Genomic DNA, 23,878 nt, shown 5'->3' with positions numbered 1-23,878 from the left:
GCAAGTGAGAAGAAAAAAAAGATGTTGCGTGCATATAACATGCAACATCTTTTCTCTTGAAATGGTGAAAAATTAACCCAATAACTCTTCCATCTGGTTGAGATGGCTTTCAAAGAGTTGGAAGGCCTGACGAACAGGTTCAGGCGTAGTCATATCCACGCCCGCTTTTTTCAACAGCTCGATGCTATAGTCCGATGAGCCGGAGCTCAGGAATTGCAGATAGCGCTTGACCGCTGGCTCACCCTCTGTAAGGATCTGTTGAACTAGCGCCGAGGCGGCTGAGATGCCTGTGGCATACTGATAGACATAGAAGTTGTAGTAGAAGTGAGGGATACGCGCCCATTCGATGCCAATCAGATCGTCGATGATGGCCTCATCACCATAGTATTTCCTGTTCAGTCCACTGTACATGTCAGTCAAGGAGTCGGCGGTTAAGGCCTCACCTTTTTCTGCGTGACTGTGAATCTGTTGTTCAAATTCCGCAAACATCGTCTGACGGAAGAGTGTAGCTCGAATGTCTTCCAGTGAATGATTGAGGATAGCGATACGCACCGCATTATCATTGGTGTTTTTCAACAGATACTCGGTGAGTAATCCTTCATTGAGTGTTGACGCTACTTCAGCCACAAAGATCGTATAATCGCCATATTGGTAAGGCTGGTTGTTACGCGTGAAATACGAGTGCATTGAGTGCCCTAACTCATGGGCCAAAGTAAACATACTTTCACGCTTCTCCTGAAAATTAAGCAGGATAAATGGTTGAGTACCATAGGCCCCACCGCTATAGGCGCCGCCCCGTTTACCAGGTGTTTCAAAGACATCGATCCAGCGTTTAGAAAAACCCTCTTTGAGGATTGAGATATAATTCTCACCTAGAGGCGCTAACGCTTGCACAATTGTATTCTGCGCTTCTGGATAGGTGACTCCATCTGTTGTTTCCTCAACGATTGGAGTGTAGAGATCATACATATGCAACTCATCCAATTGCAGGATACGCTTGCGGAGCTTCATATAGCGATTAAGCAATGGAATATGCTCACTGACCGTTGAGATGAGATTGTCATACACACTTTCAGGAATGTTATAACGTGAGAGTGCGCGTTCGCGACTGGAACCATAATTGCGCTGGCGCGTATAAAAGATATCGGTCTTTACCTGCGCCGCCAGTGTTGAAGCAATCGTGTTACGCTGTTTCAGGAAAGTGCTATGTAATGCCTCAAAGGCCTCCTTGCGAACACTGCGTTTTTTGCTGCGAATAAAGGTCAAATAGTTGCCCTGGGTCAGTTCAACTTCTTCACCTTCTTCATTCCTGATTGTTGGTAATTTCAGGTCAGCATTATCAATCATCGAGAAAATTGCATCAGGAGCATCTGTGATCTCACCGGCAGCCGCGAGTACAGCTTCGACTTCGGCAGAACGTACATGGGGACGTTTGCGATTTAGATCCTGTAACTGGACGTTATAAAGGTCAAGTCCCGGCGTTTGTGTGATGTATTGATTGAGTGTCTCCTGTGGGAGAGCCAGTATTTCGGGTTCTATGAATGCCGCGATAGTCGAGGTACGTACAAATAACTGCATGGCGCGATCTGCCATCGCAAGATACTTGCTGTTTGTGGTATCCTCATCCTTGCGCATGGAGGAATAGACATATAATTTCTCCAGTGCCTCATAGATCTCATCGCGTTTTTGCAGCACGTTGAGTAGTGCTGAGCTACTTGAGCTGATGGTACCTTGTAAGGATTCTAATTCGGGCAATTGCTGTTGGATACGTTGAAAATCGCGTTCCCACTCCTCGTCCTGTGAGAAGATGCTCCCGAGGTTCCAGGTATATTCTGTTGGAATCTCATCACGCTTCTTATACGTTTGCAATGTTCTACAACCTTTCCTCAATGATGTGAAAACGGGTGTGTTTCTGGATGTACTCACATAATATCATATGCCTCTAGCGAACAGCCGGTTTATATTTCCTGGAAATAGAACAGCGAAAACCCATCGTTTTGGTGAATGTTTGTCATAGAGCGAAGAGAGCTAGCAAGAAATATAGAAGCCTGACTGATCATGCGTGTTTTTGCTAGTATGTTACATGCTAATCCCTCTAAAACTTCTCCTCATTTCCTCATATGTCTCACAAATCTCGAGGAGGGAGAACACTGAAATCGTAAGACTCCTCAAGAATGTGAGATAGGAATCTCAAAATATTTGGACCCCAATAGACTTTTCCGGCATAAAAAAGAAGAGGAGCAAATATTTTTTATTTGCTCCTCTGTCAACATTGCGGGAATGAAGGAAACTATTCCTCGTCTAGATCTTCCTCATCTTCATACTCATCATCGAAGCCTTCAGGAAGCAAATCTTCGCGATCACCCCATTTTGAGAGATAGCGATAGAAGTTTCGCTTAGACCTGCGTGTACGTTCAGCGTCAGAAAGATTGATGGTATCCAGAAGCGGATGAGCGATAAGTGGAAGATCAAGCGTGCGAACAGCCTTGACATCCAGGTCGCGAATGGCAAATGAAAAGTCGATATCCATATACCAGGGATAGCGATAGCCTTCATCTAACAGGCCGGTCTGTTTTAGCAATGAGCGTTTAAAAGCCATACATTGTTGATCAATAGCTTCAACCTCTTGCTCATCACTTTCCTCAAAGTGGCGTAGATCGTCGGTATGCAGACCACGTAAGCCCGTCAAGCCGACTTCAGCACTTGAAAGAGTGCGTGCCAGTGGAGTAAAAATGTCGCCCGTGAGTTCGACATTGGTATCTAACAACAGAATATATTTACCGCGACTCTGTTGTAGACCAATATTACGTGCCTCGGCAATGCCCATTTTGCGTGTAGTTCGCAAGACATGAACACGTGGATCCTGATGGTGTAGTGCTTCCGCCCAGATGTCTGAGCCGTCCTGTGAAGCATTATCGACCAGAATAACCTCGATGTCGATATTATCAGCGTAACGCAGCACACTTTCTACACAGCGACGTGTCTGTTCACTACTGTTCTGCGTCAGAACATTCACCGAAAAAGTGCAGAGATCAGCTTCATTGAGCAGTGAAGGCAATTGACGTGCGGTCCGATAGAGGGTTCCATCCACAAAGATGCTCGGTAGAATAACCAGATGAGCGCCATGTGGATTATCTTTGACGACGTAGCCAGCCTCCTCAAGTTGCTGTTTGAGGAGATCAGCGCGATCGTATTGTCCTTTACGCCGAAGGAGATCACGTTCATGAGAGAGTGCGAGAATTTCTTCCGGAATACCTTGACGATATGGACGGGTAGTCATATGTTATTTCCTTCCTTGCTACGTTAAACTCTATCCACGAAACATTCCTACCAGCCCGATATATGTATACGGGGCGGCAGTCCCTTGGAAAATAGCCGGGTGAGCACAACAACATCTTTTTTCTGGTGTAACTTGTGCATGTATTTGCCTCTGGCTGTTGGGACATGCCTTAAGTGTGATCGATCATTGGGTCGCCATGACCAACTGGACGTAGCGTCCAAAGTCTATCATAGTTGTTCATAATTGTATATCTGCGTTGCTAATATACATTGGCTTTTACCCCATAAATATTTCTTGTTCGGCTTGACGGGATGCTCTATTGCCACCTCTGCGGGCAACATTAGTCCCTACTAGTAAGCACGTAATATATCTTTGTAAGGTTGATGAGTTGCTGTCCGGGGTATAGTGTCAGCGGTCTTGTACCTTTGCTTGCGAAGATTAGTTGTTGGGAGAGTAACATGGCAGACCCCCTTCTTTTTGAGGTATTACGAATCTGTCAACAATTATATCATATGTTTTGACGCTAAAGTGGATCAATTGTGAGTATCTCTATTGATGAGATTGAGGAAAGGTAGAAGGAGGGGTGGAGGAAGAGAGGTCGCTCCCTCTTCCTCAGAATGTATCTTGCTCTCATTATCATGGAAGCGTGCCGCTCTTGTACGGACGGGCGCTGACGCGCCCGAGCTTTTTTCTTATGCGGTAGAAAAGTGCGCACAGCGCACTTTTCTACCGCATAAGATTCATAAGATTCATTACGAGATTACTTCTTGTACGCTGAAGGCACGCAAACTCAGACGTGAAGATCGCGGAGATCGTGAGGATCAGATACAATCTCTATATATATAAAAGTACTTTTTATTACGATAGAAATAAAAGTGATTTTTACGCTTTTTTATGGTGTTCTGCCAATTCTTTCACGCGTTGGACATGTGATTTGTGGCAGATGACAGTCATATCATCCATTTCTACAATAACAACGTCTTCCAGACCAATGGTATAAATGCGGCGTGGCGTATTATTATAGACAATCACATTTTGACTACCGAGGCCAAAATGGGATCCGACTGCGTGGACTCCCTGGTCATTAGCCGGAAAGAGTGAACCGTATTGCTGCCAATTGCCGACATCGTTCCATCCGAGTTGGGCTGGAATGACGACCAGTTGAGAAGTCTTTTCCAGGATTCCATAGTCAATTGAGATTGATTGTAACTCGGTCCAGAGGGTATCAAGTGTGTTCTGAGCCTCATCCGTTGATGCTTTATCTACAATCTGATAAATCTTTTTAGCAATATCAGGTAAATGTTGTTCAAACTCGGCCAGGATGGCTTTGACACTCCAGATAAAAATGCCAGCATTCCAGACATAATGTCCATCATCCAGGTATGATTGAGCTGTTGCTAGATTAGGTTTTTCTACGAAGCGTTCCACCTGGAAAGCTGTGTAGCCAGAGCCACTACTTACTTCTTCGGCAAAGCGGATGTAGCCATACCCTGTTTCTGGTGAGGTTGGTTGGATACCAATGGTTACCAATTTACCCTGTTCAGCCAGTTCGTATGCTAGATTAAGTGTGCTACGTAAACCCTCGACATGGGTAATGACCGCATCAGCACTAAAAATAGCCATAATAGCATCGGGGTCCTGCCTGGCAATTGATGCTGCGGCCCAGGCAATAGCCGGGGCGGAATTGCGTCCCATGGGTTCGCGTAGAATATGATGAGCGGGCACAGTTGGCAGATGCTCTTGAACAAGATCGGCCATACTTTTACCGGTAACGACCCAAGACTGTTCGGGGGTCACGAGTGGGGCGACACGCTCCAGGGTTTCCTGAATCATGCTTTGACCACTTGGAAGCGGTAAAAATTGTTTGGGAAAGCTTGGTGTACTCAGGGGCCATAAGCGTGTACCACTGCCACCCGCTAAAATAACGGCGTTAAGATGTTTCATCTTGAGAAAGTACGCCTCCTCATCGAAAATCCTGTTTCATAGTTAACTTCGTATGCAAATTCTTATGCAACGAGCGTATGCTGGGATTGTATCGGTGTTTTCCTCTGGTGTCAAACTAAAGAACTAATATGCTAGAACTTTTTGACAATTGCGATCACTCTGTTTCTTTTCCGGGTCGTTTAAATTTCTCTTCGTAGGTGTCTGCAACGCTTGCCTGGGGTTCGGCTACATACCAGACCCACTCCACACATGAGATACATTGTTGTGTGAAAAGAAGAAGAGGGGCTACCCGCAATTGTCGGTAGCCCCTCTTGCTAAAATCTTATTTGTTCTGTTGCTATTTGCTGAGCGTAACCGCTTTTTTGGCTACTGTTGATGCTCCGGTTGCTGTGGCACTAGCACCTTGATAACGGCGAGCCAGCATCTCAGGTGGAATACGATAAACATCTTTCGCCAATCCCAGGCGTTCCATGGCGCGAATAAGATAGGCCGAGAAATCTACCTGCCACCAGTGAAGCCCATGGAAGGCTGAGCGTGGAAAGGCATGATGATTATTATGCCAGCCTTCACCAAAGGCCAGTAAGCCAACCACCCACTCATTGCGGCTTTTATCGCCTGTCTCAAACTCACGCATACCGAAGGTATGGCAGATTGAGTTAACACTCCAGGTTACATGGTGCACGATAAAAATGCGAACTAATCCAGCCCAGAGCAACCCATGCCAGCCACCGATCGCGAAAGGAATCAACAATGATAGTGCAACCCAGAGTAAGAAGGTGCGACTTACAAACATGACCATACGATCATTGACGAGGTTGCGGCAATAGACATTTGGATCAGCCATGCGGTCTTTGAAGAGCCAGCCAAAGTGAGCATGGACAAAGCCCTCAACGGGACTATGGGGATCGCCCTCTTTATCCGCCTGAGCGTGATGTTTGACATGAGTCGCAGCCCATTCGATGGCAGGACCCTGTAAGGACATTGAGCCAAAGACGAGCAATAAAAATTTAATGACCGGGTTGGCCATAAAGCTACGATGTGTAAGCATACGGTGAAAACCGACTGTAACGCCAAAGGTCACACACGTATAGAGAACGAGAAGCATAACTATATCTGAAAGGAAGACGGCTCTATTCCATAATGTCCACATGGCATAGATGGTGGCAAGGAAGGGTAGTACAACTACAACTACAAGGACACCTTTGTACAGGGTACTGGATTTCATCAAACCTCCGGTTTAAATATCTCATCATAAGATACATCTATTTTGCTCAGGCCTCATATGAAAGGCGTTTATTTCAAGACTCATATGAAAGGCAACTATAAGTAAGAGCGTATTCAATTACAAATTGTTTCACGACTTTGTACTTTTTTTTTCATGCACAATTATAAGCAGATGAGTACCATCTAGTAATCCTCTAGGCAGAAGCATTGCTAGTATGGTATGCTTGACGCACAATACTGTACAGAAATGTAATTGGACTGAGTTGTTATACTCATTGCGATTTATCGATAGAGAAGAACGTGGAAAACGAAGGACAACAAGGGCCTTTGTCTGATCAAAGGCCATCAGAACAACAAGGATATTACGGCTGGCAGTATGACCAGGACGCAACAGAAGTGAGACCTCCGTCTCCCTCTGGTGCACCTCCCAGGTCTTTACCCCCTTTTTCAGGGCGGCCACCGCAAAAATATCCTCCTCAGGCACCCGATCCTCAACAGACACGTGTGCCCTCTAAATATCAACAGCAATACCAGCAGCAATCCCAGCAGCAATCTCAACAACCTGTGCAAGATATGGGAATGACCCTGGGCTTTGGGCAGGGTACGGAAAATCAATTTTTTGATGTTCCGCAGCCATCACAGCCAATGGCACAATTGCGCCAGGAACGTTTGCAGCAGTTACGTGAAGAACGTATGCGTCGGCAGCAGCGTCGTATTCGTGGTGCTGACCTGACAACGATTTTTCCCTGGAAAGGGAATAACGCAGGGGCTGGAGATAGTCTTCCTCCTCCCAGCGGATCGCTCAGTTCAGGTAGCCATGGTGGACCTTATGTGCCGCGTACTCCAGGGCAGGCAGGACAATTTTCTCCGCGAGCCCCACAGCCTGACTATGAAGATGATCAGACGGTTGTACCGGTTCGCTCATCTAGCCAGCGTCCTGAGGGCTTAAGACTTCCTAAACGTCCAGCCCCAGGAACGGGTGTTGACCTGCAGCCAGCCGCGGCATCTGCTCAGGATACCGGCATGTTGCAGAAGGTACGTGTTGGACGGGCCATGTCCATCCTGACAATTGCCTTTGTGGCCAGCCGTATTCTCGGTATTTTACGCACATCAATGTTCGCGTATGTCTTTGGTACCAGCGCCGTCTCAGATGCCTATTTGCAGGCATTTCTAATTCCTGACTTTATTTTTAATATCGTATCTGGTGGTGCGCTTAGTTCAGCCTTTATTCCTGTTTTTACCAATTATATGGTTGGTGAGCATGATGAGAAGAAAGCCTGGCATGTAGCGAGCTCTGCCCTAAATCTAGCCATTGCCTTGATGACAGTTCTGGCACTTCTGGGTATTATTTTTGCTCGTCAAGTCGTTCCTCTTTATAATCCCGGGGCCGCGCCTGCTCAGTTGGATCTGATCGCAGCATTAACGCGTATCATGTTGCTGCAATCTGTGATCCTGGGTGGTGGTGTGATTGTCACCTCGGTCCTGAATGCACAACAGGATTTTAAACTCTCAGCGATTGGATCTGTTCTCTATAATGTAGGACTTATTGGTGGACTGATTCCAGGTATTTTCCTGGCTTTCACGAATAATCATGGTGGGAACACGACGTTTGCTGTGTATGCAGCAACCTGGGGGGTTGTGGTCGGTGCCTTATTGCAGGTAGGTGTGCAGGTACCTGGATTACTAAAAGTCGGCATGAAGTATACGCGTACCTTTGATTGGAAAGATCCAGGCGTTATACAGATTGCCAAACAGATGGTGCCCCGCATTGGTAACTCTGCTATGATCTATCTTTCCACATTTGTGGACCGCAGCTTGATCCTTCTTGTTGTGGGTACTGCCGGCGGTGGCGTGACGCAGTATTATCAGGCATTCCAGCTGGTACTCCTCCCATTTGGTATCTTTGGACTCTCGCCGGCGACGGCTGTCTTTCCAACTCTGGCTGAAAACGTCGCTAAAGGGCGCTTTGATCGTGTACGTAGCACGATTCTGGAAACCTTACGCAGTGTGCTCTTTACCACAATACCATCGAGTATTGGTTTGATTATTCTAGGTTTACCAGTCATTCAAGTGCTCTTACAACATGGTCATTATAATTTAGAGAGTGCTCAGTCAACCTATTTCCCACTGGCCGCCTTTGCAATTGGCCTGGCTGGCTTGTGTGCTGTAGAACTGCTGACACGTTCTTTTTACGCCATGCGTGATACAAAGACTCCTGTTATTGTCAGTGTTGCGCAGTTTGTATTTAAGATTGCTTTAAGTCTGGTCGTTGTGAATGCGGCAGTCTGGGGTACAAACTGGGGTCTGGCCGCATTAGCGTTTGCTACCTCGTCAGCCAATATTCTAGAGGCGATTGTGCTGTTCTGGCTACTTGATCAGCGTATTGGTGATATGCAGATCAAAGAGTTGCTCACGTTTATTGGTCGGGTGTTACTTGCCTCGCTTGCTATGGCCATTGTAGTCTTCTTGGCCAAGGAGCTACTTGACCGCATTTTAGATACAACAACGGCGCAGTCAACCGGTTTCCTGGGTACTATTGAAGCAGTGATCAAACTTGGCATTGAAGTCTTTGTTGGCTTGTTTATCTATGTACGAGCCTCACGCTTCCTGGGTATTCAAGAGCTAGGTCCAATTAAACGTATCCTGGACCGTCTTAAATTATCATGGATATAGGTTGGGTGGAAGTTATGAAACGAGTACGCCTTTCCATTGTAGGCTTTGGTGTGGTTGGTCAGGGGTTAGCCGAGCTTCTGCACACGAAGCGTGAATTATTACGGCGCACCTTTTCCCTAGAGGTGGTGCTGGTAAGTGTAAGCAATAGTCGTCACGGTTTTATTTACCGTGACGAAGGGCTCGATATACCAACACTGCTGGATCTGTCTGCACGTCGTCAACCACTGACACAACATGCAGATATTCAGCACTGGCCAAATGCCTTAGAGGGTCTACAGGCAACTACTGCCGATGTGTTAGCTGAGGCGACATGGACTAATTTGCAGGATGCTGAACCCGGTATTAGCCATATTCGAGCCGCTCTGACCAAAGGCATACACGTCATCTCTGCGAATAAGGGGCCAGCAGCCCTGGCAGCTACTGAACTCCTGACTCTGGCTCAACAGCATGGTGTGCAACTGCGCTTAGAAGCAACTGTCATGGCTGGAACACCTATTTTGAGTACCGTGCAGGAAGGTATGGCGGGTGTCAATATTCATGCTGTGCGTGGTATTCTCAATGGAACAACCAATTATATCCTGACTGCCATGGCTAGAGGTCGTAATTATGCGGAGGTACTGGCCGAGGCTCAGGGTCTGGGCTATGCTGAAGCAGATCCTACGGCCGATGTTGAGGGTTACGATGTTGTGGCGAAAACCTTGATTCTGGCTGCATTGGTCTTTGGACAGTCCTTGAAGCCCGAGCAGGTCAAGCGGGAAGGCATTACAGGCATAACCAGGGAACAGATTCAACAGGCGGCCCATGAAGGAAAGCGCATTAAATTGGTAGCCTCGCTTTCACGTGCGGCTGATATGCCAGCTGCTCCATTAGAGGCACGCGTTGAGCCAATCGCATTGGCAGCCGAAGATGCTCTGGCTCAGGTAAATGGTGTCATGAACGCGTTGACCTTTCACTCCGACTCGCTCTCGTCTGTGACGATCATTGGTCCTGGTGCTGGACGCCTTGAGACAGGGCAGGGACTCCTGGCTGATTTAATCGCGGTCAGCAAGACTCTTTGAAGTTCCATTCAAGCAAGAAAGCTAAAAAGCGGGGATGTTTTGAAACATCCCCGCTTTTTTTAATCTACCTTTTCCTCTTCTTCTTCACCTTTTTCAGCGTTATCCACAATATTACCATCCTGGAAGAGCACATTTTTAGCAGCTACACGCCATTTTGGATGACGGCGCAAAAGGAATTCTAAATCCATCGAAAAGTGGAGAAACTCCTCTTGCTGTGCATGTTCCATGATACTTCTAGCTTCGGGATCCGGCTCAACTGAAATACGTTGCTGATACCAGTTGATGGCTTCACATTCTTCCTGTAGGGAGGTAATCATGCGTGCAAAAGTGCGTGTCTCCGCAGAAAGCTCATCAGCTGGTTCATGATATTGGTTGGTACTCATGTTTTAGTCCTTCTTTTTACTATTTAGAGTCATGCAATGACCCGAGTTTGTCAATAATGATTTGTACCCTCGCCTATAACACGATAATTTAAGTGTTTTGGATGTCAATTGATCACATATTGCATTCCTGCTTTTCCTATGAAGTTTGGCAGAATGTCAGTGGATTATCTATGGTGTTGGCTTATGCTATACTTTCTCTTGTATTCATGATCGCTATCTATGTATTTGTGCTCGTGTTGTCTGTAGAGAAAATCGATGAGGATAATGATGGACATTGTTGAGCAACCTGACGTGATGTATGCTGCGACCCATAAGGTCTTTAATCAACCTCCAGCATTGCTTAATTACAATATGTTTGTACAAGATGTAACCCTGGTAGAGTGCGTCAGACGTGAGGGAGCCGATTGGGCAGAAGCGCAATTGGTGGCATTGGGAGCCAGAGTTGGCAGTGAAGAAGTACTGAGTTGGGGACAGGCCGCAAATGCATTTCCGCCTGTATTGCAGACCCATAATCGTTATGGTCAGCGCATTGATGAGGTTGCGTTTCACCCTTCATGGCATCAGTTATTGGACCTTTCAGTGACCCATGGTGCTCATGCGCTCTCCTGGCAAGCTATGCGGCCTGCGGGAAATCATGTTGCTCGTGCCGCAACCTTCTATCTTTGTTCCCAGGCCGAAGCAGGCCATGGGTGTCCTATTTCGATGACCCATGCCGCTTATCCAGTCTTAAAAGCGCATGCGGAAGTGACCGAGCCATGGCTTTCACTATTGCTTTCATCCAGGTATGATCCCGGTCTACGCCAACCAGAACAGAAGGCTGGTCTATTGTGTGGCATGGGCATGACCGAGAAACAAGGCGGATCGGACGTACGTGCGAATACGACCACGGCACGTTCTGTAGCAGGAAGCTATGGAGGATCGGCATATCTGCTGACAGGCCATAAATGGTTTTGTTCAGCCCCCATGTGTGATCTTTTTCTGGTACTTGCCCAGGCTCCGGGTGGACTTTCATGTTTTGTCTTGCCACGTATCTTAGCGGATGGAACGCGCAATCGCTTTTTTATCCAGCGCCTGAAGGATAAATTAGGCAATCGTTCGAATGCATCCAGTGAGGTAGAATTTAATGCTGCATGGGCTGTGTTATTAGGGGAAGAAGGACATGGTGTCCGTACGATTATTGAGATGGTCAATTTTACACGGCTGGATTGTGTATTAGGTACTGCTGCCATGATGCGGCAAGCCCTGGTTCAAGCCCTTCATCATTGTGAATATCGAATAGCATTTGGGCGACGCCTGATCGAGCAACCATTAATGAAAAACGTCTTAGCCGATCTCGCCATTGAATCCGATGCCGCCACTCTCCTGGCTTTTCGTCTGGCTCGTGCTTGTGATCAGGCCCAGAGCAATCCACATGAGCAATATATCAAACGCCTGGGAACCGCCATTGCCAAATATTGGGTCACAAAGCGTGGACCGGCCTATGCTGCTGAAGCACTGGAATGCCTGGGTGGTAATGGATATGTAGAAGAGAGTGGGATGCCACGTATCTATCGAGAGATGCCTGTCAACGCGATCTGGGAAGGTTCGGGCAATGTCATTTGTCTGGATGTTCTGCGTTCAATCGGGAAAGATCCTCAAGTGCTAGCGACCTTTCTGGCTGAAATAACGCAGGCCAGCGGGTATGATCAGCATTTAGATGCAGCCATGACGCGCTTTGAGCAGGATATATCACGCTTAAGTGCGTCCGAGCAAGAATGGCAGGCGCGTCGTCTGGTTGAGCAGATGGCGTTGATCTGGCAGGCAGCCTTGTTGATCCAACATGGACACCCCGCTGTTGCAGAAGCCTTCTGTGCCTCAAGGTTGGCCGATGCTGGCGCCTATCGAGGCTTTGGAACACTCCCTGCCGGCTTAGCTACAGATGCTATTCTTGAGCGAGCTTGCCCAAAGATTAGGTAGCGTCAGGTTTCATGCCTGGAACTTCAAAGCGCAGGTTCACACTGCCAAATGCGATTTGTGCGCCATGGGTAAGTAGTTCAGGCTTTAATGGTGTCAGTACGCGGTCATTTAATCTGGTTTTATTCCGGCTTTTCAGATCTTCAATGGAAAAAAAAGTATCCTCAAAGCGAATACGTGCATGCTGGCGAGAGATGCTCATTTTAGGATCAATATGGCTAAGGTCCAGGTCTGGGCTGACGCCACGCTTAGGATCTAGTCGTCCGACAATCAAATTACGTTGTGTAATAGCAATACGCTGCGTCAGCTCACCCTTTTTTTCATGGCAGAGATAGGCATAGATCCCTTGCTCATTGGGGACCTGCACATTTAATAGTTCAGTTGATGGCTGACTTTTTCTTATAGTTTTACTGCCATCATGTAAGCGCGCATCGGTCCCGGTGATACGCTCAAGCACTTTTTGGGGGATAGCCGCGGTAGCACTGGTTCCATTCTCTCTTTCCGGCTTTGACTTTTTCAGAGGGCCAGCAGTGAGCGTTTTCTGAAACGTATCAAGCGCCCTCAGGAACTCTTCTGCGCTGGAAAAACGTTGGGCAGGATCTTTAGACATCGCGTGTTCAACTAATGCCTGCAGTGAATCAGGCGCTTTATGTTTAAAGCGCTTGATTGGTGGTAACGGGCTCGCAGTCTGTAAAATGCCAGTTTCGGCAGGTGTGCTTCCCACAAAAGGCAAGCGACCTGTGTACAGGGTGAAGAGGAGGAGTCCCACTTGATAGATATCGCTCCACGGCCCAATTTGCGTATGGTGGATATACTCGGGGGCAGTATAGCGGGGATCTAAGTAGCCAATATCATCTGGACGCTGACTATCTACATAATGGAGGGCATATAAGAGTGTGCGCAGACCGATATCATCAATTTGCACACGATCCTGGATGCCTACGGTATCAACGGTTATTAATTGTGGCCGCAAGTCAAGTCCAGCGATGCCTTCAGCATGTAGAGCCCTTAAACCGAGTAGCAAGTGCTGGCATAAGTCAATGGCTCGTGCCAGATCAATGTTTTCAGTATCCAGCACATGTTGCAAGGTTAATCCGCGTGGTGGATCAGTTGCAATATAGATACGTGTGCCATCGATGCCCCAATCCAGAACATGTAAGACATGGGGTGATTGAACCAGGCGGCGCTTCTCATATGGTTTGAGCAAGGCAGGAATTGCATCAATTTGCTCTGAAGAAGGGATATCCACGACATAGAGACCCACAACATCATTAGTATTGTGGTTATATGCTGTAGATGTAGTGAGTAGACCGCCGCCAGTAATAATTTGTCCAATGCGGTATACCCCGCCAATCAGGCGTGCATCTCGTTGTGGCATTGCTCTCCCTTTCCTTACGAGGAACGCTGTATGTCATTTGCCGCAGCACTGCTGGCCTTGCAGCATAATTTCATCCAGATGGTAACACTACCAGCCAGTGTAACTATTCAGGACTGGGCGATGCTTGCGGCATCGCCCAGTCCTGAATAGTTATGGGATAACGCATGTTAATTATAAAGTTTTTGTTTAATATATTCAGGGATAAGGCCCCAGTTGTTGCCCCGTGGGACGACAATGGATTGTCCATCATTGGAGGTATCAATTGCCATGACATTTTCTGTACTCAGGCCAATACGCGCGGTATGTGGATCATTTAGATCCATTTTTTGTGAGAAAAGGCCTAAATCAGCCAATGACATATTGGTATGAATTGTCTGTTCCAGTGCGTCCATCGCTCCCAGGAAGCGTGGCCAGGTTGCGATATCGCGTATTTTCCCCAGTGCAGCTTTGATAATTAACTGCTGACGTGCCGACCGTCCGAAATCACTTAATTCAGCTTGATTCTCAGAAGTTCCCATGCCACAAACTTCCAATGGCTCGCGAGCGCGAGCGTAACTAATCGCAGTGGCCCCGTCCATATGCTGATTGCCCTTTTTGAAGTCTACTTTAATCCAGCTGGCATCTTTAGCGGCATCATCATTTTTTGGATAGCAGGCGTTAAAAGCGTTAGGGACATAAACATCGACACCACCAATTGAATCAATAAACTGCTTGAAGCCGTTGAAGTCGATCATCATCCAGTTTTTAACATCCATGCCAGTTACAAGTGATATTTTTTGTGCCAGGGTATCGGCACCAACGGTGCGATTCTGGCCATTGTTAGAGGCGGATTGATAGACAACATTAATTTTGGAAAACTGCCCTGAGTTTGGTGGATTTTGTACCCAGAGGTCACGGGGTATCGAGACCAGCGAGGTATGTTGATTAGATGGAATCATACTGATCACGACCAGAGAATCAGTCAGGTTAGCGCCATCATGTTTGCCACCACCATAGCCGATGACCAGCAAGTTTGTGCGATCGCCGGTCGTCATATAGCCAGTTTTGGTACTGGTTGGTGATTCAGTGGAGATCGCCGATCCAAAAGCCAGCACGCGCTGTGTTGTAATAATGCCAAAGATGAGTAGCACAACTAGAACGACCAGCGTGGTCGCGCAGCCAATCTTGCGCTTATTTCTTTTTTTGCGTGGTGCAGGAGCTTGCGGAGCATTGCCAACATGTCCCGGTTGACCGGGTTGTTGATATGGATAGGCTGTTGGCGAAGATCCGGGTGGTGAATAGGGCCGCTGCTGTTGTGGGCCTACGAAATTTTGAGGTGGACCACCAGCTTGATGGTGGTGTGGTGGTGCCTGAGGACGAGGTGGTTGCTGTTGCTGAAAATTGCCAAGCACCAATTTACCCTGTGGCCCCTGTTGTTGTGGTGGATAAGGAGGTCTCGCTTCCCTGTTATTGTCTGGTCGATAATTATTATCCGACATCATTTATCCTTTACTGAAGTTTATTATGCCATAGGATGATACTACATATGTATGTTTCAGGACTTGTGTCAAGACCTGATGATTGGCAAAAAATCAAATTGCATGAATAGACTCTTACATAAAGACGAACGAAGTGGGAAGAAGTTTCATTTGCAAGCTCAATTATCGTTAATATCCCAATGAAGTACTACAAAATCTCCTATCGCAATAAATATCGGAGTCAGATGCGTAGATGTTTTTACTTAGCGCTCTTGTTGTTTGATTTTTCCGTGGCGGTAGGCAACGATCTGGGTAATGATTGAGAGCGCAATCTCTTCGGGTGACGTCGCGCCGATATCGAGTCCGATTGGACCATAGATGCGTTGTAATTGTTCGTCGTTGAGCCCCTGTTGTTTTAAGCGTTCACCACGTTCAGCACTGGTTTTACGACTGCCGATGGCACCGATATATCCGCTATGACGTTCAAGCAGCACTTTGAGGGTGGGTTCATCGAACTTTGGATCATGGGTCAGAACGGCGATTGAGGTAGAAGGATAGAGTGGCCGTTTAGTCAGAATTTCATCGGGCCAGGCGACAATCAACTCATCCGCGTGCGGGAAACGTTCGGGCGTGGCGAAGGCCGCGCGCGCATCAATGACCACCACGCGATAGTTTAAGGTTTTGGCAAAGGTAGTAAGCGGAATGGCGATGTGTCCTGCGCCAACAATAATCAGTTCAGGTGGTGGAGGGAAGCCTTCAATAAAAACCTCAACGCTTTGAGCGTCTGGCTGTGTCAGGCTATATTGATGTAGGGCGGCCTTACTGGTCCAGATGGCCTGGGTGGCATCACCAACGACTTGCTGATCAAGTTCCTGTGAGCCCAATGTTCCATGGGTCGTGGCATCAGGATAGATCAGCATTTTAGCACCGATCTGCTCCGAGCCACTGACAAGCGTGGCAATAGCAATCCCATGTTCCTGCTCAAGTCTGTCTCTAAACTCTTCGTAGAGGCCGCTCATTTGCCCTCTCCTGCTCTTTTTTAGTGATTACTGCCTGGTTTTTTGTGCTACCAGTCCAGACGTTCTACAAAAACTTGAATGGTGCCCCCACAGGCCAGACCAATCTTCTCGATGTTATCGGCTTCACTGATACCGAATTCTAACAATTGCGGTTTGCCATTCTTAATAACTTCCATGGCTGCATGCACGACGGCTGGTTCTACGCAACCTCCACTTACTGAGCCCGTCAGTTCACCTTTTTCGCTGACAGCCAGTTTTGCCCCGGGCAAGCGCGGAGCAGATCCTGCCATACTGACAACGGTCGCAATCGCGACCTGTTCTCCCTGTGAACGCCATTTTTCAATATCGGGAAGTACATCACGCATTTTCTTTCCTCCGTTTTATGATCATCACGTGCGCTTTTTTCTGTTGCTCCAGTCACTTACAGCTTTACGCCGAGCGGCTTCACTTCTATCTGGACGACTATCGTCAATATTGGAAAGTAGATTACCCAGGCTAATCAAGCTATCCAGATTATGCGAGGGCAGAAAATTATCGATAAAAGGCAAGGATGTCTTCATGCCAACGGTCAAAGGACGATAATCTGGAGAGCCTAATAAGGGATTCAGCCAGATCAGGCGATGACAGCTATGTTGTAAACGATCCATTTCAATGCGTAATGTCTCCGCTTCTCCTCTATCCCAGCCATCACTAATAATCAGCACAACTGCCCCACGACCCAGCACACGTCTGGACCAATGATAGTTAAAGTAGTGCAGGGCATCGCCGATGCGTGTACCACCAGACCAATCCTGAACGGATTTTGAGACATCACGTACTGCATCATCGACATCACGCCTTTTAAGTTGACGGGTAACCCGTGTCAGGCGTGTGCCAAAGACAAAGGCTTCAACATTCATCAAGCCGTTAGAAACGGTATGGATGAAGTGCAGTAGCAGACGTGAGTAGAGGCTCATTGAGCCACTGATATCACAGATAATCACCAGGGGCCGTGGCTTTTGTTTGATCTCGCGCCATGTCAGTTCGATCATCTCCGCGCCATATTTCAAATTATGCCTGACCATCCGACGCATATCGGGATACGAGCCGCTACGAGCCGGTGCCTTCCGGCGTGTGGAGCGCTGGCCCAGATTCCAGTGCATCTCAGCCATGAGTCGCTTGGCTTCCTGTACCTCTTCCCAGGTAAAGTTTTCAAAGTCTTTTTTACGTAACTGTTCAACGGCACTATAGGCGGTACCCTGAGGATCACCCAGATCATTTTCTGGATCGCTATCATCTTCTTCTACGGTCCGTTTGCGTTCAGTCGGCCGCATTTCACCGCGTAATTCTTTGCGCGTCTCGCTGGTCTGTAAATGTTCAGCCAGGCGTTTACGTTCAGAAGGTGGCAGACGCATCTGCCGCTCCTCCCGTTTAATGCCACGATTATTACTATTTTCAACCTTTTTATCCAGGTTGTGGCGCATCGACCAGAAATAATGAAACATCTGGTCAAAAATTGGCTCCTGTTCATGGCGCGTAATCAGGCTACATTTCAGGGTATAGTAGAAATCCTCATGATTCGTGATATCAATTGTATTCAGCGTTTCTGCCACATCCAGTAATTGATGAGGACCCACATTGATGCCCGATTCCCAGAGCAGGCGACCAAACTCGGTTAAGCGATAGAGCAGCCGCTCACCATATTCAGCCTCGCGGGCCGTGAATGCCAGTTGTTCCTGGTTCTCTGGTGGTTGTGCATTCATGGTTAGGACGCTCCTCGTAACTTCTGGATGATTTTACCAATATCGAGTCCACCAATCTTCAATAGATCATCTTGATATTTGAGTAACGCCCCCAGCGAATCCCGCACCGCACCCTCGGTCAATTCTTGTTGGTCGAGTGCCAGTAGCGAGCTCATCCAATCTAGCGTTTCAGAGATACCAGGAGCTTTATAGAGGTCCATGCTGCGTAACTCGTGGACGAAACTGGTGACCTGTTTAGAGAGTCGTTCAGGAGCCTCTGGCATGCGTGTCAGAATAATCTGATATTCTTTCTCAAGGGTTGGATAGTCGATCCAATAATAGAGGCAGCGGCGTCGTAGTGCGTCATGGATCTCACGTGTTCGATTGGAGGTGATAATCACAAAAGGTGGCTCTTTCGCCTGAATCGTGCCGATTTCTGGAATAGTAATCTGGAAATCTGAGAGTAATTCGAGTAGATACGCTTCAAACTCTTCATCACTGCGATCTAATTCGTCAATTAGAAGGACAGGAGCCTGCGTATTGTGGGGATCAATCGCCTGTAGCAAAGGACGCTGCATCAGAAAATCGGGTCCGAAGATCTCTTTCATCTCTTCCTGCCGATTGACGTCAGCCGTTTCCAACAGGCGGATATGCAGCATCTGCCGTGTATAATTCCATTCGTAGACAGCCGTATTGACGTCGATACCTTCATAGCATTGCAGACGAATCAGGCGCGTATTCAAGAGTGAAGCAAGCACCTTGGCAATCTCGGTCTTGCCGACTCCAGGTTCACCTTCCAATAATAGCGGCTTACGTCGTTTTAGCGCCAGAAAAACAGCCGTAGCCAGACTGCGATCTGCGATATACTGTTGACTGAACATTGCTTTTTGCACATCTTCGATTGTTGCGAAATTGGTTGATTGGCTAAACTGTGCCTGCTCCAACGTAAGCCTCCAGATAAATACTACTAGTGTCATAGAATAGTAGAAGAATATATCTACTATTCTATGCTATTTGATAGCCAACAATAAAGATTTCTTGCTACCCGTTCCGGGTCAGCAGAAAAAATGAGCGTTTTTTTGCGCTATACGGTGTTGAAAACAACGAAACGATGTTCGCGGAAAAGAGGAGATTATACCAACACTTTGCCGTTTTTAAGGAAAAGTGTCTCATCAATCCAGACCTCTCCGGCTGTACGTAGATCACAGACCATGTCCCAGTGTAGTGCGGATTTATTGAGACCTCCCGTCTCGGGATAACTGGCACCCAGGGCCATGTGAATAGTGCCCCCCATCTTCTCGTCAAAGAGGATTTGCTTGGTAGCATGGGTGACGCGATCATTATTACCGAAGGCAAATTCGCCCAGATAGCGTGCACCTTCATCAAGATTGAGCATCTGTTGAAGATAATCATTGCCCTGACGTGCGCTAGCCTCTACAACTTTGCCCTCATGGAATACCAGCCGTACACCCTCAACAGAGCGGCCACCATACGTGGCAGGAATATCAAATTGCACCACACCTTCCGCGCTGTTCTCAATTGGTCCGGTAAAGAACTCTCCGCTGGGAAAGTTACGTTTGCCATCGCTATTGATGAATATACGGTCAGCGATAGACAATTTTAGATCAGTTCCCTCTCCCAGAATATGTACCTGTTTCTTACCAACCAGCCAGTCTACAAAATGCTGTTGTTTTCTAGCAAGCTCTTGCCAGCGAGCAATTGGATCTGGATCATTAAGGAAGCAGACATCAAAGACGAACTCTTCAAACTCCTTGAGCGACATATTGGCTTCCTGCGCATAGCCAGCAGTTGGATAGAGGGTACCGCACCAGCGATAATCGCCTGCCTGCTCACGCTGCCGAAATGTGTTTGCAATGCTGTAAGCTGCCCGCTGACGTATGGCAGCGCGATCTGGAGGAATAGTGCTCAGCGCTTTAGGATTACTACTGGATTGAATGTTTAAGCGAGCATTGGCTTTTTCTGCCATGGTGAGAGTCAGGGGCGATATGGTGCTCAACTGATTATCATTACCCTCACGCAACAGAATTTCATTTAATCCCTCCAACTCAATCACTGGCACAGGATGTGCCCCTACCTTCAGAGCCTCACGATAAACCGCTTCGATTAATGGTGCGGCCAGAGGTGTGGCTTGAATCGCAAGGATATCTCCTGGTTTGAGATAGAGACAATAATGTACCAGTGTATGTGCCCAACGTTCAATACGAATATCATTCATGTGGTGACAAGCTCTTTCTCGTAGTGTTTTCTATCATTGCTAGTTAGTTTCCTCTTATTATACAAGTTTTGAAAGGAAACCGTTTACTAACGCATTGTGAGAAATTATGAAAAACCTGCCTCGCACACGATAGGCATTAATGATCCCTTTTTATGTGCGAAGCAGGTTTTTTAATCACAGTTACAAAATGTAACCGTGAAGTATGTTTAGATCCGCTCTAGAGCGCGCATGATGGCACGGCGGGCGACCACGGAGGCCATTTTGCGGCGATACTCTTCTGAGCCATGAATGTCGGAGATCATATCCGCACCATCGGTAGCATGGCTAACAGCCTCGGTAATCACTGCATCACTGAGGGGCTTACCCACCAGAGCACTCTCTACAGCACTGGCCCGGACTGTGAGGACCGTCGCACCTGTAATCGCGATACTGGCCGCTGCACAGTTTCCATCCTGTCCTTTTGTGATGACAGCGGCACAGCCAGCGATGGCATAGTGTGAAGCCTTATTCGCCAGTTTATCATAGGCTGATCCCGTCCCGGTTACGGGTTTAGGGAAGCGGAACTCGACCAGAAGTTCATCAGCCTCTAGCGCGGTCGTAAAGGTATCTACAAAGAAATCATCAGCCTGAATGGTGCGTTTGCCCTTTGGTCCTTGAACCACGATCTCAGCCTTAAGAGCCAATACGACTCCAGGTAGATCGGCGGCTGGATCGGAGTGAGCGATACTTCCTCCGATTGTGCCACGATTACGCACCTGCTGATCACCAACCATCGAGGTTGCTTCGGGCAGAAGAGGAAAGTGCTTGCGCAACAGTTCTGACTGCTCGATCTCAACATATCTGGTCAGAGCGCCCATGGCAATATGATCCTGTTCCTCCCGAATGTAGGAGAGGCTACTGATCTTGCTGATATCGATCAGGTGTTCTGGCTGGGACAGGCGCAATTTCATGGCAGGAATCAGGCTATGGCCTCCGGCCAGCACCTTGGCTTCATCACCATATTGTTGTAAGAGTGCAATCGCCTCGTCAACTGATGCTGCGGGATGGTAATCAAATACTGCAGGTACAGACATACTTTTTTCCTCTCTTCTCCTCTTTACCGTTTCTTCCCTGACAACTGTGCGCAATGACCAGAGGCCAGTTCGCACAGTTGTGTGCGGTAGAGTCTATGGCTTGTGGATAATCCGCCACAATTTTTCAGACTTGAGTGGCATATCGATATGGGCAACGCCCAGGGCATCGGCAATCGCGGCCGCCACTGCTGGTGTTGAGCCAATAGTGCCAGCCTCGCCAACGCCTTTGACACCCAATGGATTGACATTCGTAGGCGTGACGGTATGACCAAGCTCGAAGTGTGGTAACTCTGGCGCGATCGGCATGGCATAGTCCATAAACGTCGACGTCAGCAGCTGTCCGTCTTCATTATAAACTACTTCTTCGTACATCGCTTGCCCGACGCCTTGTACGATGCCACCATGGACCTGTCCTGCGACGATGAGAGGATTGAGCTGTCTACCGCAGTCATCGACTGCGATATAGCGGGTAATTTTAGCTTCCCCTGTATCTTTATCCACCTCAACGACACAGATATGGGTACCGAAAGGAAATGTACAGGCTTCGGGTTCAAAGAAAACGGTTGTCTCTAATCCAGGCTCGATGCCGGGTGCCAACGTATTTGAGGTATTGGCCGCCGCCGCCACTTTATTAAAGGAGATAGATTTCTGTGGTGAGCCGGCCACCGTGAATTTTCCATCTTCCAGTTCGATATCAGAAGCGCTAGCTTCGAGCATAGCAGCGGCTATCGTCTTCATTTTTTCCTTCAGACGTAGGGTTGCCTGGAAGACCGCGCTACCGCCAACTGCGGTGGTACGACTGCCATAGGTGCCACGGCCCTCAGGAGTAGAATCGGTATCGCCATGCAGGATCAATACCTTTTCCTGTGGAATACCCAGCTCACTACCCACAATCTGCGCAAACGTCGTCTCCTCACCCTGTCCATGCGGCGAGGAGCCAGTATAGACCATGACAGTACCCGTTTGCTCGATACGCACACGGGCACTTTCATACAAACCAAATGGCGCGGTTCCCTTGGGTCCAATGCCGCAGATCTCGACATACGAAGATATGCCGATACCCATCAGTTTGCCCTGTGCCCGCTTCTGCTTCTGTTCCTCACGCAACTTATCATACTCAATCATATCCATCGCTTTTTCCAGAGCTGCGGCATAATTGCCACTATCATAGAGAGCACCGGTAGCCATGGTATGGGGAAACTGTTCTGGCTGCACAAAATTGAGCAGGCGTATCTCTGCGGGATCGCGTTTGAGTTTATCGGCCACGATATCCATTGCACGCTCAACCATATATGCTGCCTCGGGACGACCGGCGCCGCGGTAGGCATCAGTGGGAGCTTTATTGGTAAAGACAATGTCACAGGTATTGTAGATGTTAGGAATATCGTAACAGCCGCTAAGCATCGGGAGGGTAAAGGAAATCGCAATGATATCTGTAAAGAATTGTAGATATGAGCCCATGTCAGAGATGATATTGAACTTGAGGCCAACCACCTTGCCATCTTTTGTCGCAGCGGCTTCCAGGTAATTAATCTGGTCACGGCCATGGATAGTGGCGGCCAGATTCTCATCGCGATCCTCAATCCACTTTACTGGTCGACCCGTTTTCATGGCGGCGAAAGAAGCCAGAGCCTCTTCAGGATAAATATTTAACTTACATCCAAAGCCACCGCCGACCTCTGGAACGATCACGCGTACCTGGTGTTGCTCCAATCCCATTTGTTCGGCCAGATAATTGCGCAGGAGATGGGGAATCTGGGATGAACTCCACAGATTCAGCGCTTTATCTGATTTACGGAACTCGGCGACTACACCTCGTGTCTCCATGGGAGATGGGGCCAGGCGCTGGTTCACGAAGCGCTCTTTGACAATGACGCCCCCATTGGCGACCGTTTCGGCAAAAATCTTATCGATATCCTCTGAGGAAGGATGCATAGAGACGGCGACATTGGTTTTAAAATCTTCATAGAGAAGAGGAGAGTCAGGCTGCATCGCTTTCTCAACATCGATTACTGCTGGTAATGGCTCGTAATCGACATCAATGAGATCCAGCGCGTCTCGGGCAATATAGCGATTTTCCGCTACCACGATCGCTACTGGATCTCCATAAAAGCGAACTTTTCCCTCAGCCAGAGGGATGCGGCGACCCATACCCTTCGTAATATGTGGAGGCAGGGGAGCGGCCACGGGAATATTACCCACCGTACCTTTTATATCTTGCGCAGTATAGACCGCGACCACACCAGGAAGTTGGCGGGCGCTATCTGTATTGATACTGGTAATACGAGCATGTCCGTAAGGGCTACGGAGCACTGTCATATGAAGCATACCAAGGAGCTTGATATCATCGACATACGTAGCTTGACCAGTGATCAAGCGTGGATCCTCACGCCTTTTAATTGGCGTACCAAGCATAGCTGCAATGCCCATGAGTGTATTTATCCTTTCTCGTACGTTGAGAAATGAAACATATTCTATA

17 protein-coding genes are annotated in these 23,878 nt (G+C 47.9%); 3 read left to right on the top strand and 14 right to left on the bottom strand.

The genetic code is table 11. The features are described from left to right. Positions 1 to 72: 72 nt before the first annotated feature. The 4 genes from pepF to EL633_RS01120 form a co-directional block, all read right to left on the bottom strand. Entirely contained in the window at positions 73 to 1,869 is a 1,797-nt protein-coding gene (gene pepF / locus EL633_RS01135; protein ID WP_126625433.1) for an oligoendopeptidase F, read from the bottom strand. A gap of 421 nt (positions 1,870 to 2,290) precedes the next feature. Beyond that, positions 2,291 to 3,280, bottom strand: coding sequence for a glycosyltransferase family 2 protein (locus EL633_RS01130; RefSeq protein ID WP_126625432.1), 990 nt, complete (start codon positions 3,278 to 3,280; stop codon positions 2,291 to 2,293). 882 nt (positions 3,281 to 4,162) lie between these two features. After that, complete coding sequence (locus EL633_RS01125) at positions 4,163 to 5,224, bottom strand: mannose-1-phosphate guanylyltransferase (protein ID WP_126625431.1); 1,062 nt, start codon at positions 5,222 to 5,224, stop codon at positions 4,163 to 4,165. Between the two features lie 337 nt (positions 5,225 to 5,561). Then, entirely contained in the window at positions 5,562 to 6,449 is an 888-nt protein-coding gene (locus EL633_RS01120) for an acyl-CoA desaturase (RefSeq protein WP_126625430.1), read from the bottom strand. Positions 6,450 to 6,775: 326 nt separating this feature from the next. On the opposite strand from EL633_RS01120, the gene murJ reads away from it, so the two are divergent. Beyond that, on the top strand, positions 6,776 to 9,121 hold the full coding sequence (gene murJ / locus EL633_RS01115; RefSeq protein ID WP_126625429.1) for a murein biosynthesis integral membrane protein MurJ: 2,346 nt from the start codon (positions 6,776 to 6,778) through the stop codon (positions 9,119 to 9,121). 14 nt (positions 9,122 to 9,135) lie between these two features. Beyond that, entirely contained in the window at positions 9,136 to 10,179 is a 1,044-nt protein-coding gene (locus EL633_RS01110; protein ID WP_161981849.1) for a homoserine dehydrogenase, read from the top strand. A 59-nt stretch (positions 10,180 to 10,238) separates the two neighbouring features. Here the strand turns inward: EL633_RS01110 and EL633_RS01105 are convergent, their stop codons facing one another. Further along, entirely contained in the window at positions 10,239 to 10,562 is a 324-nt protein-coding gene (locus tag EL633_RS01105; RefSeq protein ID WP_126625427.1) for a ferritin family protein, read from the bottom strand. A 267-nt stretch (positions 10,563 to 10,829) separates the two neighbouring features. Here EL633_RS01105 and EL633_RS01100 point away from each other — a divergent pair, with 267 nt between their 5' ends. After that, positions 10,830 to 12,518, top strand: a complete 1,689-nt coding sequence (locus EL633_RS01100) for an isovaleryl-CoA dehydrogenase (RefSeq protein WP_126629301.1) — start codon at positions 10,830 to 10,832, stop codon at positions 12,516 to 12,518. On the opposite strand, the gene EL633_RS01095 is transcribed toward EL633_RS01100, so the two are convergent. The 9 genes from EL633_RS01095 to EL633_RS01055 form a co-directional block, all read right to left on the bottom strand. Continuing rightward, on the bottom strand, positions 12,511 to 13,893 hold the full coding sequence (locus EL633_RS01095; protein ID WP_126625426.1) for an FHA domain-containing serine/threonine-protein kinase: 1,383 nt from the start codon (positions 13,891 to 13,893) through the stop codon (positions 12,511 to 12,513). The two genes, EL633_RS01100 and EL633_RS01095, sit on opposite strands and share 8 nt — an antisense overlap. Positions 13,894 to 14,060: 167 nt before the next feature. Then, a complete protein-coding gene (locus tag EL633_RS01090; RefSeq protein WP_126625425.1) occupies positions 14,061 to 15,374 on the bottom strand; it encodes an LCP family protein in 1,314 nt (437 codons plus the stop codon). 239 nt (positions 15,375 to 15,613) lie between these two features. Beyond that, positions 15,614 to 16,369, bottom strand: coding sequence for an XdhC family protein (locus EL633_RS01085; protein WP_126625424.1), 756 nt, complete (start codon positions 16,367 to 16,369; stop codon positions 15,614 to 15,616). 47 nt (positions 16,370 to 16,416) lie between these two features. Then, entirely contained in the window at positions 16,417 to 16,734 is a 318-nt protein-coding gene (locus EL633_RS01080) for an XdhC family protein (protein WP_126625423.1), read from the bottom strand. A 24-nt stretch (positions 16,735 to 16,758) separates the two neighbouring features. Then, positions 16,759 to 18,111: a vWA domain-containing protein gene (locus EL633_RS01075; RefSeq protein WP_126625422.1), complete on the bottom strand. Its 1,353-nt coding sequence runs from the start codon at positions 18,109 to 18,111 to the stop codon at positions 16,759 to 16,761. Positions 18,112 to 18,113: 2 nt separating this feature from the next. Then, positions 18,114 to 18,971 (bottom strand): AAA family ATPase, encoded by an 858-nt coding sequence (locus EL633_RS01070; RefSeq protein ID WP_371865550.1) that lies wholly within the window; start codon positions 18,969 to 18,971, stop codon positions 18,114 to 18,116. A 251-nt stretch (positions 18,972 to 19,222) separates the two neighbouring features. Then, a complete protein-coding gene (locus EL633_RS01065; RefSeq protein WP_126625420.1) occupies positions 19,223 to 20,326 on the bottom strand; it encodes an aminopeptidase in 1,104 nt (367 codons plus the stop codon). A 206-nt stretch (positions 20,327 to 20,532) separates the two neighbouring features. Then, on the bottom strand, positions 20,533 to 21,399 hold the full coding sequence (locus EL633_RS01060; protein ID WP_126625419.1) for an FAD binding domain-containing protein: 867 nt from the start codon (positions 21,397 to 21,399) through the stop codon (positions 20,533 to 20,535). A 93-nt stretch (positions 21,400 to 21,492) separates the two neighbouring features. Continuing rightward, complete coding sequence (locus EL633_RS01055; RefSeq protein ID WP_126625418.1) at positions 21,493 to 23,829, bottom strand: xanthine dehydrogenase family protein molybdopterin-binding subunit; 2,337 nt, start codon at positions 23,827 to 23,829, stop codon at positions 21,493 to 21,495. Positions 23,830 to 23,878: the final 49 nt, after the last annotated feature.

Origin of the sequence: Dictyobacter alpinus (genome assembly GCF_003967575.1) — a bacterium.
GTDB classification, from domain to species: domain Bacteria; phylum Chloroflexota; class Ktedonobacteria; order Ktedonobacterales; family Ktedonobacteraceae; genus Dictyobacter; species Dictyobacter alpinus.
Note: the sequence above shows the minus strand (reverse complement) of the source record. Positions and strands in the feature narration are given on the sequence as shown.